13 protein-coding genes and 1 pseudogene are annotated in these 13,964 nt (G+C 57.2%); 6 read left to right on the forward strand and 8 right to left on the reverse strand.

Annotation, left to right across the window (positions count from 1 at the left end):
• The first annotated feature begins 84 nt into the window (after window positions 1–84).
• Window positions 85–270, forward strand: a complete 186-nt coding sequence (locus tag GA0061102_RS11185) for a hypothetical protein (RefSeq protein WP_092846854.1) — start codon at window positions 85–87, stop codon at window positions 268–270.
• An 18-nt stretch (window positions 271–288) separates the two neighbouring features.
• Here GA0061102_RS11185 and GA0061102_RS11190 read toward each other — a convergent pair whose 3' ends face one another.
• From GA0061102_RS11190 to GA0061102_RS11200, 3 genes are all read right to left on the reverse strand, one after another.
• A complete protein-coding gene (locus GA0061102_RS11190) occupies window positions 289–1,209 on the reverse strand; it encodes a nucleotidyl transferase AbiEii/AbiGii toxin family protein (RefSeq protein WP_167667958.1) in 921 nt (306 codons plus the stop codon).
• Window positions 1,199–1,819 (reverse strand): type IV toxin-antitoxin system AbiEi family antitoxin domain-containing protein, encoded by a 621-nt coding sequence (locus tag GA0061102_RS11195; protein ID WP_092846858.1) that lies wholly within the window; start codon window positions 1,817–1,819, stop codon window positions 1,199–1,201. The genes GA0061102_RS11190 and GA0061102_RS11195 overlap by 11 nt, the downstream gene beginning before the upstream one ends.
• 359 nt (window positions 1,820–2,178) lie before the next feature.
• Complete coding sequence (locus GA0061102_RS11200) at window positions 2,179–2,547, reverse strand: winged helix-turn-helix transcriptional regulator (protein WP_092846860.1); 369 nt, start codon at window positions 2,545–2,547, stop codon at window positions 2,179–2,181.
• A gap of 125 nt (window positions 2,548–2,672) precedes the next feature.
• On the opposite strand from GA0061102_RS11200, the gene GA0061102_RS11205 reads away from it, so the two are divergent.
• Window positions 2,673–3,257, forward strand: a complete 585-nt coding sequence (locus GA0061102_RS11205; RefSeq protein WP_092846862.1) for a glutathione S-transferase N-terminal domain-containing protein — start codon at window positions 2,673–2,675, stop codon at window positions 3,255–3,257.
• 262 nt (window positions 3,258–3,519) lie between these two features.
• Complete coding sequence (locus GA0061102_RS11215) at window positions 3,520–4,218, forward strand: IS6 family transposase (RefSeq protein ID WP_092846866.1); 699 nt, start codon at window positions 3,520–3,522, stop codon at window positions 4,216–4,218.
• Between the two features lie 121 nt (window positions 4,219–4,339).
• Here GA0061102_RS11215 and GA0061102_RS11220 read toward each other — a convergent pair whose 3' ends face one another.
• Window positions 4,340–6,049, reverse strand: coding sequence for a phospholipase D-like domain-containing protein (locus GA0061102_RS11220; protein WP_092846868.1), 1,710 nt, complete (start codon window positions 6,047–6,049; stop codon window positions 4,340–4,342).
• A 1,280-nt stretch (window positions 6,050–7,329) separates the two neighbouring features.
• On the opposite strand from GA0061102_RS11220, the gene GA0061102_RS11225 reads away from it, so the two are divergent.
• Both GA0061102_RS11225 and GA0061102_RS32920 read left to right on the forward strand, forming a co-directional pair.
• Window positions 7,330–9,150 (forward strand): ABC transporter ATP-binding protein, encoded by a 1,821-nt coding sequence (locus GA0061102_RS11225; protein WP_092846870.1) that lies wholly within the window; start codon window positions 7,330–7,332, stop codon window positions 9,148–9,150.
• A gap of 471 nt (window positions 9,151–9,621) precedes the next feature.
• Window positions 9,622–9,780, forward strand: a complete 159-nt coding sequence (locus GA0061102_RS32920) for a hypothetical protein (protein ID WP_159432155.1) — start codon at window positions 9,622–9,624, stop codon at window positions 9,778–9,780.
• Between the two features lie 187 nt (window positions 9,781–9,967).
• On the opposite strand, the gene GA0061102_RS11235 is transcribed toward GA0061102_RS32920, so the two are convergent.
• Entirely contained in the window at window positions 9,968–10,327 is a 360-nt protein-coding gene (locus tag GA0061102_RS11235) for a hypothetical protein (protein WP_092846874.1), read from the reverse strand.
• Window positions 10,324–11,028 carry a GGDEF domain-containing protein gene (locus tag GA0061102_RS11240; protein WP_159432156.1) on the reverse strand — a complete coding sequence of 235 codons (705 nt, stop codon included), beginning with the start codon at window positions 11,026–11,028 and terminating at the stop codon, window positions 10,324–10,326. The genes GA0061102_RS11235 and GA0061102_RS11240 overlap by 4 nt, the downstream gene beginning before the upstream one ends.
• Before the next feature lie 696 nt (window positions 11,029–11,724).
• On the opposite strand from GA0061102_RS11240, the gene GA0061102_RS11245 reads away from it, so the two are divergent.
• A complete protein-coding gene (locus tag GA0061102_RS11245; RefSeq protein ID WP_092846878.1) occupies window positions 11,725–11,991 on the forward strand; it encodes a helix-turn-helix domain-containing protein in 267 nt (88 codons plus the stop codon).
• 244 nt (window positions 11,992–12,235) lie between these two features.
• Here GA0061102_RS11245 and GA0061102_RS11255 read toward each other — a convergent pair whose 3' ends face one another.
• Both GA0061102_RS11255 and GA0061102_RS11260 read right to left on the reverse strand, forming a co-directional pair.
• Entirely contained in the window at window positions 12,236–12,451 is a 216-nt protein-coding gene (locus GA0061102_RS11255) for a hypothetical protein (RefSeq protein ID WP_092846882.1), read from the reverse strand.
• Between the two features lie 288 nt (window positions 12,452–12,739).
• Window positions 12,740–13,964, reverse strand: a pseudogene (locus GA0061102_RS11260) (ISL3 family transposase); the annotation flags it as partial.

A 13,964-nucleotide genomic window follows, 5' to 3' on the forward strand; every position in this document is an offset into this window, starting at 1 on the left:
AGACATACCAATATTGTTTGTGTCCGTGATCGATCGTCCACTTCGAACGCGGTTTCGATGGAAGAATTTACTATTGGAAGGTAGATGCGGCTCGCTGTCGAGCCGGAACTCGACATCCTAAGACAAGCCAGCGTCGTGCTCAGTGCGCAAATTCAATCGGCAGGTCGCTGGAAGGCGCACGAACAAGCGCAAAATTTGATGCTTCTTATCCATACTTCCCCCAAGCGCGATCACGGCTCTTTTCTTCGTCAAGCACGCCATGCGGAATAGAGTAATTTCATCGTTCTGCTATGCCTCATCGATTGTTGCTCCCGGCGACCACGGCCCGCTCGGCGGCCAAATTCGTTCTCCCTTCAAACCGACGACCAGCGGCATCAAGAAGAGGCGAAGATGGGCGACGGTAGCGGTGAAAGCATCTGGTGCGGCTGCCATCCGGTCCCGGCCTAGGAAGGCGCGCCATTGTGCGGCCCATACTTTTGCGAATTCATCAGTCAGACCGACGGGAACAACGGATGGGAGGGCTGTTCCGCGTCGTTCGAAGGTCCGCTGAATTGCCTCGACAAGAGCGGTCCGACGCAGCTCGAATGTTCGGGAGATCACCCAGAGATCATAGAAATCCTTGAGTCGGCTATTGGCCACGCCGAGCGTTACGAGCGCTTCGAATTTCTCGGCCACCACCGTTTCGACCGGATATGCGCGAAGGCGCGGCGTTGGGGCGTCCAGCAGGGTGGGATAGTCGATCTCGACGGCCGCAGGTGTAACTGCGTCGCCGAAACCAATGTCGACCTGGATCGGAATACGCGCCCCGGCGATGGTTGCCGTTGTGCGAACCCGCACGCCACCATATTCCACCCCCTCACGGATCGGAGCCGCGATCAGCCCGGAGACATCAAACATCACACCGTCATCGGCGACCGGCTGCGCACAAATGGTCCGGAAGGTTTCGGCAATGGCCTCGGTGTCACTATCACCGAGGCCAAGCAGATCCAGATCGCGCGTAGGTCGAAACGGATTGGCGACCCAGGTCACGAAGAGCATCGCACCCTTGAGGATGAAGCGGTCGCGGTGCGGCGACGCGCCTAGCCGATAGAGCAGACGCTCGAGCGCATATCGCGTCAGGAGAATCTGGAAATCCGATCGCTCGGCACGCGCCCGATCGAGGAGCCGCGCTCGCACTGATGCGCCGATGTTGCGAGGCTCACGCGGCATTGGACACCATTGCTTCGACGTAGGGACGCATGACCGACCAGACCCGTGCGTTGCGCGCGTAATGCCAGAGTTGATCCGGCTTGCATCGGCGACGGCGGAGACCTTCTCGCAGCCCCTCCATTGCGACGTCGAGGCCGATCTTGTTTCGGTAGCGAAAGCAATCGACAATTGTCTTCGCCGGATCGGTGATGGGAACGTCAACATTCTCGATGCGGTGACGCTCGACCCCTTCGGTCAGTGCCGATCTCGTGAAGCGCACGAACCGAATAGGGGGATAATCGATCTTTGGCCGCCAGGCAGTACGGTCGATCGCCATCCATACAGCCGACGGCATCTGCAGCGTCAGTTCGTGGTATTGGAGGGCCGAGGTTAGGCAGACCACACCCTTTGGAACCAGAACGGACGCCTCAGCCAGTGTATGGGCAGCCTCAACTTGGGTGTCGGCTAATTGATAGAGGCCTCGTGCCGGGCGGATGACCGCCTCCTCCCGTACAAGACGGGCAAGCGTCTCCGGGCCGATGCCTTCAGCGACAAAGTCCTTCAGTCGGAGCATCCCCCGGGTCTTTAGAAGGTTGAGTGCGCGAGATCGCTGGGCGACAGCAGTTGCCATGACAGGTGACGTTTCCTTTGCTTTTACAAACTATAGAAGAGGTTTTATCACGTCAGAGCAATTTTGGAAATCTAGTTATAGTTACCGATTCTGCTGGGAGTTGGAGAGCCCGAACTAGCTGGCTCTCAACGGGTCAACATACGCCCACGTCAACGGCGGATGCGAAGGAATCTCGGCATCTGCAGGGCGCCATCCGATGCAAAATGTATATCGTTATGGTCTTGAACGGATTCGAACCGCGGGACGGTTAGCTCCATCGCCTGAAATAACAATGGATTATGGAATTGGTGTCTGCACGATCTGCATGAGAGCGTTTTTGAGAACCGCCGCTACCGCAAGGATCGGGATTTGGCGAACCATCAAAGCTGACGAGCGTCGTAATGAAGGCGGTTGTCCTCGATTTCTACCCGATGGGCGGCCGCCCAATCGGCGAGATGCCGCGCGGTGTCCGACAGGGAATGTCCGAGCGGTGTCAGCGTGTATTCGACCTGCGGCGGTGTGCTGTGGCGAACGGCGCGTTCGACCATGCCGTCGCGTTCCAGTGTCTTAAGCGTTCTTGTCAGCATTTGCTGCGAAATGCCGCCCACGCGCCGCTTGATTGCATTGAAACGCTGCGAACCCGCGCGAAGTACGACAACCACCTGGATCGTCCACTTGTCGCCGACGCGGCTGAGGATTTCGCTCACACCCTTGCAATCGGCTCCTGCGGGCTTGACGGTCACATCCATCTGACCTGCTCCTAAAAATATGCTTTTGACGGTTCCATTTTGGTCCCATAAATGGCTGTGGTCAACATTGTAGACCTTGTCTCCGACCTGGAAATGTCGAGATTGGTCCACCCACGGAGACCACCATGAACCTCTTCTATTATCCCGCCGCCTGCAGCCTGGCCGACCACATAGCGCTCATCGAGGCCGGGCTCCCCTATAAACTCCTCAGCATCAACCGCGAAAAAGAGACCGAGGATGGCCGGGATTTTCTGTCGATCAATCCGAAGGGCTATATCCCGACCCTCGAGATGGACGATGGGACGGTCCTCACGGAGAACCAGGTCATCCTGGCCTATATTGCGGAACAGAGCGGCAAGCTCCTGCCCAGCGATAGCGCTCTCAGGTGGCGGACCTTCGAGGCGCTCGCCTTCATGTCCTCCGAAATCCATGGAAGCTACAACCCGTTCTTCAGGAATTTCCCCGAGCCGGAGAAGGAGCGCGCTCGCGAGAAGCTCAAGAAGGCCTTCGCCATCCTTGCCGATCAGATGGCAGAAAAGCCATTCCTGGTGAGCAACGAGATGACGATCGCCGATTGCTATCTGTTCTGGGTGCTGATGGTCGCGCCGAAAAGCGGCGTCGAGTTGCCGGAAAATTTGCAGAACTGCCTGGATCGCATGAAGGCGATGCCTTCCGTGATCCGGGCGCTCGCAGAGGAGGGAGTGAGCTGACTGGGCGACGGTCCGAGCGAGCCAAGCATGCCCCGCGCCGGACGCACCGAAATAGCGGTGCGTTTCGCTGGGAAGGCCGCGAGTGAACAGATGGCCGCGGCCGGCGCGGGGGGCGAGGACCACCACAACCTTGCCTGCCGTCGGCTCTTGAACCGGTCGAATGACGTCAACCGCTGGACGGGCGGTTCGGCCGGCTCTGTGGCGAACCGCACGGTGACGTTGGCTGGAGCATGAAGGCTCTTCCATTTCAGGGAGCTCGTTGATGTCCAACGGCCGTCACTTCGACCGATCAGTAATCCTGCTGTGCGCGCGTTGGTATCTGGCTTACAATCTCAGCCTGCGTGATCTGGAAGAGATGATGGCCGAGCGCGGAATTCGCGTCGACCACTCCACGACCCATCGCTGGGTCGTTCATTTCGCGCCGCTGCTGCTCGAACGCTTCAACCGGAGGAAACGTCCGGTCACTGGCAAGTGGCACGTTGATGAAACTTATGTCCGGGTGCGCGGTCTCTGGATGTATCTCTACCGCGCCGTCGATAGCGTGGCAGACACGGTCGAGTTCTTCTTCAGCGAGAAGCGTGACCTGCCGGCTGCCAAACGCTTTGTCCGCAAAGCGCTGAAACGTCACGGCCGGCCAGATAGCATCGTCATTGACGGTAGCCAGACGAACCGGGAAGCAATCATTGCCTGCGATGGCGAGAGCCGGCTTTGCGACCAATCGCAACGGCGACTGAAGCCGATCCGCATCCGGCAGAGCCAATACCTCAATAAGCGGATTGAACAGGACCATCGTCGAGTGAAGCGCCGGATCCGGTCTATGCTCGGCTTCAAATCGATCACCTGCGCAACAACTATCCTGTGCGGCATGGAAATGGTTCACATAATGCGGAAACGACAAACGAGGTATGCAGACAATTCCGCACCGTCACTTGTCGATCAGTTTGAAATCCTGGCCGCGTGAAAACTGAGCAGAACCATTTCCGCGTCTCAGCTTCGAGTTCGCGACAGAGCCTTGGCTAGATTGACGATGACCGGGTTATGAACTCTCTCCGGGAACGGCTTTGAGACCCGCAAAACCAAGATCAAGGGGCTGGATTCGTCCAGAAACCGATCTCGGCGGCCTTCGATTTTAGTTCGATCTTGAGCCACTGGTCGCTTGTGTCGAGATAGCTCCACGGATCTTTCTTCTCCGCCAGCATTTCGCGCACATAGGACCGGTAGCGGTAGTGCTGATAAACCGACATGATAAAGGTCGCATAGGATAGGGCCAAGGGCTTATGGCCGCGTATGATGAGATAGTTCTCATCGTTCTGCTTGCTGGCATTGTTGGAGAAGTTGTGCGAACCGGTCACGAGGATCGGGTTTGCGCTGAGACCGTCGATCAGCAGGATCTTGGCATGCACGATGGCGTGGCCGACCGAGGCGAGGAAGGTTTTGCGTGTGACTTCGCCGATCCACGGGCCGATGCCTTCTTCGCCCTGCGGTTGGACGATAGAGTAATGGTCAGGTGTGAAGCTGTGATCGCTTGAGACCAAGTCAACAGTCAGGACATTGTCATTGATCTGGTCCTCGGCCGCGGGAAGGCTGCTCACCACGCCCTTGACGTACATGCCCTTTTCGTTGGCGCGCTTCGCGCACAGGTCCTGCAGGCCATCATTGCCGGGCGTGAACATCAAGAAGTGAATGGACGACTTCGCACCGTTGATCAGGTCTGAGAGCGCGTGCATGTCACTCCGGTCGGTAGTCGGCGTAAACCTGACCGTGACATCGATGCCCTGCACATTGAGATCCGTCGGCTTATCGTTGGATGCCTTGAGTCCGGGGGTGAAATCAGCCGGCTGGGTTGTCGGCGGTGAAGCTTTCGCCAAACGGTCCCATTGGTCTTGGTAGATCTTCGCCAGGCCGACATCGGCCACCAGCAAGCCATTGTTGATCTGGGTGCATAGACCGGTCGTCGCCCAGTTGGTACTTCCGGTCCACACGGCCTGCGGTCCGGCAGCATTCGCACGGACCATGAACTTGTTGTGCCCCAGACCCTTGCTGCCCAGCAGCCGGTCAATCGTCGGAAAACCATGGTTGTTGAGATTGTCCCGGGCGTTCTTGTTGCCGTCCGGCGTCGCCGAACCATTGGCCAGGATGAGTTTCATCTGGTTCGGAAGCGCGACGATCGCCTCTTCCAATAGGTCGTCATCAAGTTCATAGAGGGCCGCGGACAGCGTGTCTCCCGAGGTCTTGGTGTCGGCGAGAATGCCGAATAGCTCAGCACCCAAGTCACCTTGCAGGAACTTGCGGAACTCGTCGGCACCGCCCTTTTTCCTAAGCTTGGCCTTGACCCCCGCCGCCGTAAGGTTGTTGGCTTTCATGTAGCGCGCAAAAAACTGCGACAGGACGAGTCCACGATTGAAATAGCATGAGAACCCCTTGCCAGCGTCTGCGGTCAACGACACCCACCCGGTCCAAGAACTCGCTGGGCCACTTGTAAAGCCGCCGTTTCCATCGGTGATCATCGCCGTGATGCGGTACTGGACTTGGTTTCCAACGTCGACGGCATGATCGGTCCAGTTGAATCTCTGGAACGGCCAGATGCCGGAAGGCTTGTGATCGCCCGACTTCGGCTTGTCTTTTTCGAAGCCGACACGGTTTTCGACGATTTCCGTGACCGTCGCACCGCCGGCCTTCCGCTTTCGCTCCAGCTGAAAACCCCAACATCCCGGAATGAAATCACTTGGTGCCCACGCGACAAACGCATCGTCGGAATTAGCGTATACTGCTAGATCGATCTTGATCACCATATCGCCCCCTTTGTACAGCTTAAACGCGAACTATAGCACAGTTCTTCTGCACGTAAATGACAGTTGTCGCATAATGCAGCGGCCGCGTGCGGGCGAGGAGAATGACTATCGAGGTATGGATAAAAGCACGCACCTCTGACCAACAGGAAATGCAGTCTTCGCTGGCGTTGCGGCGGTCGCAGACAGGATCGCCCGCTTGAGCGCGACGGTCGGACGGATCTCGCCCGCGTGCCAGGCGATCGATAGGCTAGCCGCGAACGCGGCCAGATGGGGCGGCTCGGATGCCTTCGGACGCACGGTTGACAAGACCATTGCGCGCACAAGTGCTTGGAGAGGGCGTTTGGATCCGGGCGACGGCGAATCCCGACGTGAATTCGGTGGATGAATTCGCGGCGGCGAGACCCCAATCTTCAGGCAAAGCCAAAATAAGTGTTCGCCTTGAACGGATCAGAACCAACGACCCCGCTGTTGCAAAGCCATTCATTTCAAATTCTCCAGTAGCAGATATCGGCTCGACCTGGACGAAATTACCGATTTGGGGCCGAGAGCAGTCGGCCCGCTACGAAATGAAAAGACGCGGATAGCGGACTTTTCCCAAACCCAAAAGTCCGCTATCCGGAGATTCAGAAGATTAGGCGGAAGTAGAAGCACCTTCTGTTGGCTTAACCTGTTGAGTGCTCTGGAATAGCGAGACGAACATCTTCGCCCGGCCCCATCATCCTCATGCTCCTCCGCAATTAACTTTACGACGCCGGCGTTACTATGCTTCGACATGCCGATTCCGCAATGCTCTTGCGCCGCTTATAAACCTATTGAGTAGGAGTGCGTCGAGCGTTCAGCGCATCCCGGTCAACCCTAAACGTCCGTTGGGAGAATTAGGTCAAACCACCTCTTTTGCTCCAGCTACGATGAGGACGGTCTCAGCTGATGGCTACTAAACTTCCTTTTCGGAGACCTTCTCGAACTGGCCAATGTTGCAAGGATGCCGCATCTTAAAGTTCAGCCGAAAATATCGCCGAATTTGACTTGTCTTGGCTGCCGAGCCGATCTAGGGTTGAACATCATCAACACGGTTCTAGGGAGTTTTCGATGGCTATTTTTTCCGACTCCCCAGTGGCTTCCGCAAATATCGCCTGAAGCCGTCAGCGTTTTCCAACGCGACCGAACCTGATGGACTGGTGCTAACCCTCCCGTCGATCGTTCTCCACCAAACCATTTCGCGCGGTTTTGCGCGGACATTCTTTTCCCTGTGACGGAGCCGGCGAAAGCCGGATACATCAATGGCTCTTGGTTTCAAATCCCGCCGCGGCGGCGCCTTTCGCAGCGTTTTCCGTTACTGCTGGGCTCACTGGAAGCAGCAGCCCGGCCGCGCCTCCTTCATGCTGTTCACAGCGATGCTGTCCACGTTTGCGGATGTGCTCACGCCCTTGTTCTCCGGCCGGCTGGTCGATGCCGTGGTGTCCGGCCATGCCGGCGACGCCATAACCTGGAACAATGCCTTCAACGCCTTTTGTTGGCTGATGGCACTGTCAGTCGGCGCCGTCGTTCTGCGGCATGCCACGTTCACCGCCATCATCGGCTTCACGTTGAAGTCGATGTCGGAGATCGCGGCGAATTCCTTTTTTCATATCCAGCGATTTTCGAGCGATTGGCACGCCAACAGTTTTGCCGGCTCCACCGTTCGCAAGGTGACGCGCGGCATGTGGGCGCTTGACCTGCTCAACGACACCGTCTTCGTTGCGCTGTTCCCATCGCTGGTGATGCTCATCGGCTCGACCATTCTGATGACATGGTACTGGCCGATGATGGGACTGCTGGTTGGCGTCGGATCCGTACTCTTCATCGCCTTCACCGCTGCGATGGCTCTGCGCTATGTCGCGCCGATGGCGAGCATGGCCAATAGCTGGGATACACGCCTTGGCGGCGCGCTCGCCGATGCCGTGACCTGCAACGCCGTGGTCAAGGCCTTTGGCGCCGAGGACCGGGAAGACAAGCGTCTCGCCAAGGTCATGCGCAAGTGGCAGGATCGCACCGCTCGCACCTGGACGCGGGGTACTCTGAACGGCACATCGCAGAACGCACTGCTCAGCCTGCTGCGCGGCAGCGTGCTGGGGCTTGCGCTTTGGCTCTGGGCCGACGGCAAGGCCAATGCGGGCGACATCACCTTCGTCCTAACTGCCTTTTTCATCCTTCAGGGATATCTGCGTGAAATCGGCATGCATATCCGCAACCTGCAGCGCTCCGTCAACGATATGGAGGAGCTTGTCACCATCCATGCGCAGCCTTTGGGCGTGGAGGACGTTTCGGGCGCCCCAGCTCTCCATGTGAAGGCCGGCCTGGTCGAGTTCGATCGCGTGACCTTTCATTATGGCAACCACCACGAGCCGCTCTACAAGGACTTCTCGGTCACCATCAAGCCGGGCGAGCGGGTTGGTCTCGTCGGCCACTCCGGCTCCGGAAAGACGACATTCATCAAGCTGATCCAGCGCCTGCATGACGTCAACCACGGCATGGTTTCGATCGACGATCAGGATATTTCAAAAGTGGCGCAGACTTCACTTCGCCGCCAGATCGCGATCGTACAGCAGGAACCCATCCTGTTTCATCGCTCGCTGGCAGAGAATATCGCCTATGCACGGCCAACGGCCACGCACGCGGAGATCAGGAGGGCTGCGCAGCTTGCCAGCGCCCACGACTTCATCGAAGCCCTGCCGAAGGGCTACGCGACGCTTGTCGGCGAACGCGGCATCAAGCTTTCCGGCGGCGAACGGCAACGCATCGCCATCGCCCGCGCTTTCCTGGCCGACGCGCCGATCCTCATCCTCGACGAGGCGACCTCGAGCCTCGACTCGGAATCGGAAATGCTCATCCAGCAGGCAATGGAGCGGCTGATGGATGGACGCACGACGCTCGTCGTCGCTCACAGACTGTCGACTGTACGCGCGCTTGATCGGTTGCTGGTCTTCGAACACGGACATATCGCCGAGGAAGGAACCCATGCCAGCCTCATTCGGCGCAGCAGCGGGATCTATCGCGGGCTGTTCGAGCGCCAGGCATTGGAGCTGACGAAAGGCATCACGAGCGAAGGGCTGGTCGGCTGAGAGGAGTTTATAAGGTGGTCCCTCCTCGCGTTAGCAGCAAGCGTTGACGAATGCCGGCAGGCCTTTGGAAGCGCCGCAACGAAAGGCCTGACAGAAGATCGCACTCGATCACACGCACAAAAGGTCAAAAACTTCTTGCAAAACGGGCGGCAACCACGGAAGTGCCAAACGAACCTAATGAGGCAAGGCATTTGACGGCAAATACACCTCCCGACGAGGAGGAGAGCCTTCCATCGCGTCAAATTGCACGCCCGACGATCATTCATCCCCCATTCAGTCTTTAGGTTTCAGGATGAGGAAGATCAGGGAGGTTCACCATGAAAGTCTTCAAAACTCTACTTGCTGGAATCCTAGGTGTCGGCTTGCTTATCGGAACAGGCGCGGCATCGGCTACGCCGATGATGAATATGACGAAGCCGGAAGTTCAATCGTCTGTTCAGACGGTCGACTATCGTCATCACCGCCATTGGCATGGTCCACGGCATCATCAGCATCATTGGAAACCGCATCGCAGCTATCGGAGCCACTACTGGCGTGGTCATCACCGGGGTTGGTACGACCATCACCGGCACCGTCCCCATTATCGGCATCATCGTTATTATTGAGCCCGAAACGGGGTTTGCTGCATAGGTTTATCTCAGCACAAAATTGCGGCGCTCCAGCGCGCGTTGGATGGGAGACTTTGCCGTGCGACGCAGCGCGAACCGCCTTTGATGAGTGCGCGCGACGCGATCCTCGCAACGGCGTGTCTAGAAAGTTCGCGTCTGCCATTTGTGGGAGCCCTGCATGGCCTAAGTTCTTCGAACTAGGTCACGACTCAATGGAGAAACGCCTTTTCGGATAGGTGCAATTCATGCACCGCCGCATCTATGATCTCCTGGAGCTTTTGCCACCCATAAAGGTTACGCTCGGCCACACGCTCCTGAATTGCGGTCAGCATCCAGCCGGCCGCCGCCACGTCGTCATCATCCTTATAGCTATTGAAATACTCGAGGCAGGCGAGGATGCGGGGACGAGCCGAGCCACCATCAAGATCCAAGGTCGCCACGAGTGAACGCGCGTCTCGATAGGCGTTCGTTATGCGCTGCTTGTCCCGGGCACTGCTTTCGACAATCATCCTGATCGTAAAAATCAGGGTTTCAAGCAGCTCAGCGGTCTCGTCAGGGATTACCGTCATGCGCCTCTCGCGACGTCAGGCGCGTCCTGGTTCGGGCGGGACCATATCGGCGTCTTCTCTCCGTTGCCAGAAAATGGCGGCGATCCCTTGTCCGGCGTCTGGACTACCGTTGCGTATCGCAAGCCGTCCTTGCCGCCATTCTTCGCCCCATACATCAGGCGGTCGACGCTGCGCATCAACGCTTCGATGTGTACTGCTCCGACACCTGGCTGAACCGCGAGTGCTCCCATACTGCAGGTCACCTCATAGCCTGTGTCGGCAAGGGCTGCGCTGAACCGTTTATGCAGCTTCTCGGCCACTTGCTGCGCTTCATCCTTTGAGGGCAATTTCATCAGCAATGCGAATTCGTCACCACCCATGCGGCCGAAACAATCCTCGCGTCGCAAAGCCAGCCTGCCCTCGACCCCGAAACGCTTCAGCACCTGGTCCCCGGCATCATGACCGTGGCGATCATTCACGCTTTTGAAACCGTCGAGGTCCAGATAGACCAGTAACATCGGCCAGCCTTGTTCGCCGGCGATCCTCAGCATTGCTTGGGCTTTCTGCTCGAATGCCTGGCGGTTCAATGTTCCGGTGACCCAGTCACGGCGCGCAGCAAAACGCTCGCGTTCATAGCTTGCGTGGAAACGCGAGACAATTGCGGCGATCGTCGCAAACGACACGATGTGGACCGCTAGATTGCCAGCGGCACCCTGGAGCATGGAGGAGAAGATTTCTGTTTGGGTTCCAACCGATACCAGAGCCGAAATAACCGCGATGGCAAGCCCAATCCTGGAATCGGAATGCCAGGATGCAAGGCATACTGGCAGCACGAACAATGGGCCGAGGTGGATACCGAACGGTTGGACGAGGTAATTTGCAACGCCGAAGCTGACGGCGCAGAGAGCCAAAAGCAGCAGAACACGACTACATGAAAGGGAAGCGAGCCGCCTTTCCAGCAAAGGAAGAGGACCACGAACGCCTTCCTCGCTACCCCTGCGTTGGTCCTCCATCAATTCATACGGTCCTTTGCGCTTTCCACTTCCACGAATGCAAATTCCAAAGCGCTGTTCATCTCACGGTTCATGCAGTGGCTTTCCTTCTCGTTCATTCGCGACGACCGCTTGCCGCAATTGTTGCAACCATTCGGTCTCTACGACGCGCAGCGCAAAAGCATGGCCCCGCCCCCCTCACTAGAGAAATCGTGTCCACTCGACCTGTCCTCGTTCGATAAGTCGAGTTACCAGCTTATGTGGCCGCATTCTTACCGGCATGCGATAAACCCGAGATGTGACCGAAGGCGTCGCGCAGAGCTCGAGAGCCCGACTACCCGACTACCACCTGTGGTTCGTTCTAGATCTCCTTTCATAGTTTTATAATACGTGGTTTTATGATCTGTCAAATGTTGTGTTTCCGCCATGGATGCACGGCAGCGAGTGGCATTGAATCTGAGGCGTCTACGAGTTTTGCGGGGAATCTCGCAAGACAACCTCGCGCTTGAGGCCAATCTCGAGCGATCCTATGTGGGCTATCTCGAGCGCGGCAGTAAAAATCCGACCGTCGTGACACTTGAGAAAATTGCCGTCGCACTATCATGCGATATTTCGGAGTTCTTTACTCCATTGCCGGACGATATCGTGGGAACGAAGCCGCTTAAGAGTGGGCGAAAATCGGCGCGCGGCTGATATTTTCGGATTCCACGGCATCGCCTTTACCAATCGCGGGATCGAAAGCCTTGAGGATTTCCTTGCCGACATTCGGTCGCGGGTCGGCGGCGTCAATCAATTCCTCGTGGACTCGCAATGCGATCCAGACGTCATTGAGCGCATCATGGCGGAGAGGCCGGATTCAGCATCTCCCCGGACTTCATCAGGTTGACCCTGTGCCGGTAGATCCACACTTTTCTTGGCTCAGACAGCGAGCTTGCCCTTAGGTTTCGACCAGCAGGGTGATGACGGCTATTCGATTACCTGACGAATCTTCAAGCTCAACGGACGTGCTGGGAGGTGCTTTTGCATCGAAGGCAAACGTCGCAAGCGCCATCGCAACAGCTCTGCAGGCTGTCAACTGATCGGCTTCGTCAATGTGGTTTTTCGCCAAAACGCGTTTGAATTCATCACGGACCTTAAAATTGTATCGCGTCATTGGCCACCAAGGTTGCATCGCATTTCTGCGAGTATATCGCATATTCTAATGTATTCAGTAGTTGTGGATTGTCAATTTGCGCAACACGAGGCAGCAGCTTTGGGCTATCAGCTTGGCTTGGAGAGTGAGCCTCCTTACGCTGCTGGCCCGCTTGCCTCGTGCATCGGCTACCAATCCATTTGGGCAGGTTAACTAGACCTTTGATAGATGACAGAAACTCCACTGTTGGATTGGATGCCACCCCCGATCCGGCCAATACTGTCGTTTTGCATTTAATCGGGTTCTTCCTCAAAGTCTGTGATTGAGCTGCAGCATTCTCGCTCTCATCAATTCCGGGCCGGCGCGCCCATACATGGCTCGCTTCAGTGTCTTAAGGCGATTGATCTGCCCTTCGGCTTGCCCGTTGCTCCAAGGGAGTTCGATTGCATTATTGACGGCGTCGATATCCCGGCGCAACACGCTAGCGAAGCGCGTGATTGCCGTGAGTTCAGTGTCGATGGCATCGTCGATCCATTCGTCCAGGGCTTCCGGGTTTCCGCTGCGCAGGATGCCGTTGAAACGCATAGCCAAGCTTCGCATTGTGGCGAACGCCGCCGAGCCATTCTTTAGGGCATCGACCTTTCTGGCCTGACGGTCCGTCAGAAGGCCGCGCGGCTTGATGCATAAAGCTGCTGCAACGACAGAGGAAATCGCATGGCCGGTGTCTGGATCACGAACCGGGTCTGACGTATTTGCTTCCATGAAAACATCATCCGGCAGATTCTGTTCGGCTTCGCGCCACACCTTCAACAATCGCTCGAGATTGGAACGACAGCCCGTGTAACCGCGGATCTTAAGGTCGTAAAACAGGTGGCGTCCGATGCGGTTTCCATCCTGCCAGCATTCCGCCAGGAACTCCTCAAAATACAATGGCGATGTTGGGTTCAATGCCGCCCGGTTTCTGTCCCGAGGTGCGGTGGAAGTAAGCCAATTCGCGACGCTGCGGCGTTCATATCCGGTCCGTCTCGCAATCTCGCTGTAGGTGAGGCCCTGTTGACGAAGGGCATGGAGCATATCAAAGGTTTTCTGGCGCGATTGTCTATGCGCCATGCGAGCCCGACGGTGTTGTGCCGTGTTGCTGGCGATCGTGTCTTCCGACAAAATCGGTCTGACATGAGCATGACCGGAAAGGCTCATCTGCTCCTTGATCGCGGCTCGAAGGTTTTGAACCAGATGGAAGCGATCGGCCACCTGCCGGGCCTGGGGTGCGCCCTCCCGGGCGGCCCCTGGGCATAGAGGCCACATCGATCTCGGCTGACAACCTCGATAGATGGGCGTTCTTGCAACCATGCCTTTGCACTTTCCACGCTGCGGTCGTCCAGAATATCGATGACTGACCGGCGCTCAAGGTCGATTATAATGGTGCCGTAGTGCGAGGATTGCCGCCAACTCCAATCATCTATACCCACAACTCGAATATTGTCGTCTCGCCTGGGTTTGGGAGCATTGCGCTTCAACTGCCGCAAGATCGTGT

The sequence above is a fragment of the Martinezella miluonensis genome (assembly GCF_900094545.1).
Classification (GTDB): Bacteria; Pseudomonadota; Alphaproteobacteria; order Rhizobiales; family Rhizobiaceae; genus Rhizobium; species Rhizobium miluonense.

Bases quoted from the DNA above. Each gene is read 5' to 3' on its own strand.
- GA0061102_RS11185 (WP_092846854.1), top strand. From the start codon at position 85: ATGCGGCTCGCTGTCGAGCCGGAACTCGACATCCTAAGACAAGCCAGC.
- GA0061102_RS11235 (WP_092846874.1), bottom strand. From the start codon at position 10,327: ATGACGGTAATCCCTGACGAGACCGCTGAGCTGCTTGAAACCCTGATT.
- GA0061102_RS11195 (WP_092846858.1), bottom strand. From the start codon at position 1,819: ATGGCAACTGCTGTCGCCCAGCGATCTCGCGCACTCAACCTTCTAAAG.
- GA0061102_RS11215 (WP_092846866.1), top strand. From the start codon at position 3,520: ATGTCCAACGGCCGTCACTTCGACCGATCAGTAATCCTGCTGTGCGCG.
- GA0061102_RS11225 (WP_092846870.1), top strand. From the start codon at position 7,330: ATGGCTCTTGGTTTCAAATCCCGCCGCGGCGGCGCCTTTCGCAGCGTT.
- GA0061102_RS11255 (WP_092846882.1), bottom strand. From the start codon at position 12,451: ATGACGCGATACAATTTTAAGGTCCGTGATGAATTCAAACGCGTTTTG.
- GA0061102_RS11200 (WP_092846860.1), bottom strand. From the start codon at position 2,547: ATGGATGTGACCGTCAAGCCCGCAGGAGCCGATTGCAAGGGTGTGAGC.
- GA0061102_RS11190 (WP_167667958.1), bottom strand. From the start codon at position 1,209: ATGCCGCGTGAGCCTCGCAACATCGGCGCATCAGTGCGAGCGCGGCTC.
- GA0061102_RS11245 (WP_092846878.1), top strand. From the start codon at position 11,725: ATGGATGCACGGCAGCGAGTGGCATTGAATCTGAGGCGTCTACGAGTT.
- GA0061102_RS11220 (WP_092846868.1), bottom strand. From the start codon at position 6,049: ATGGTGATCAAGATCGATCTAGCAGTATACGCTAATTCCGACGATGCG.
- GA0061102_RS11205 (WP_092846862.1), top strand. From the start codon at position 2,673: ATGAACCTCTTCTATTATCCCGCCGCCTGCAGCCTGGCCGACCACATA.
- GA0061102_RS32920 (WP_159432155.1), top strand. From the start codon at position 9,622: ATGGTCCACGGCATCATCAGCATCATTGGAAACCGCATCGCAGCTATC.
- GA0061102_RS11240 (WP_159432156.1), bottom strand. From the start codon at position 11,028: ATGCTCCAGGGTGCCGCTGGCAATCTAGCGGTCCACATCGTGTCGTTT.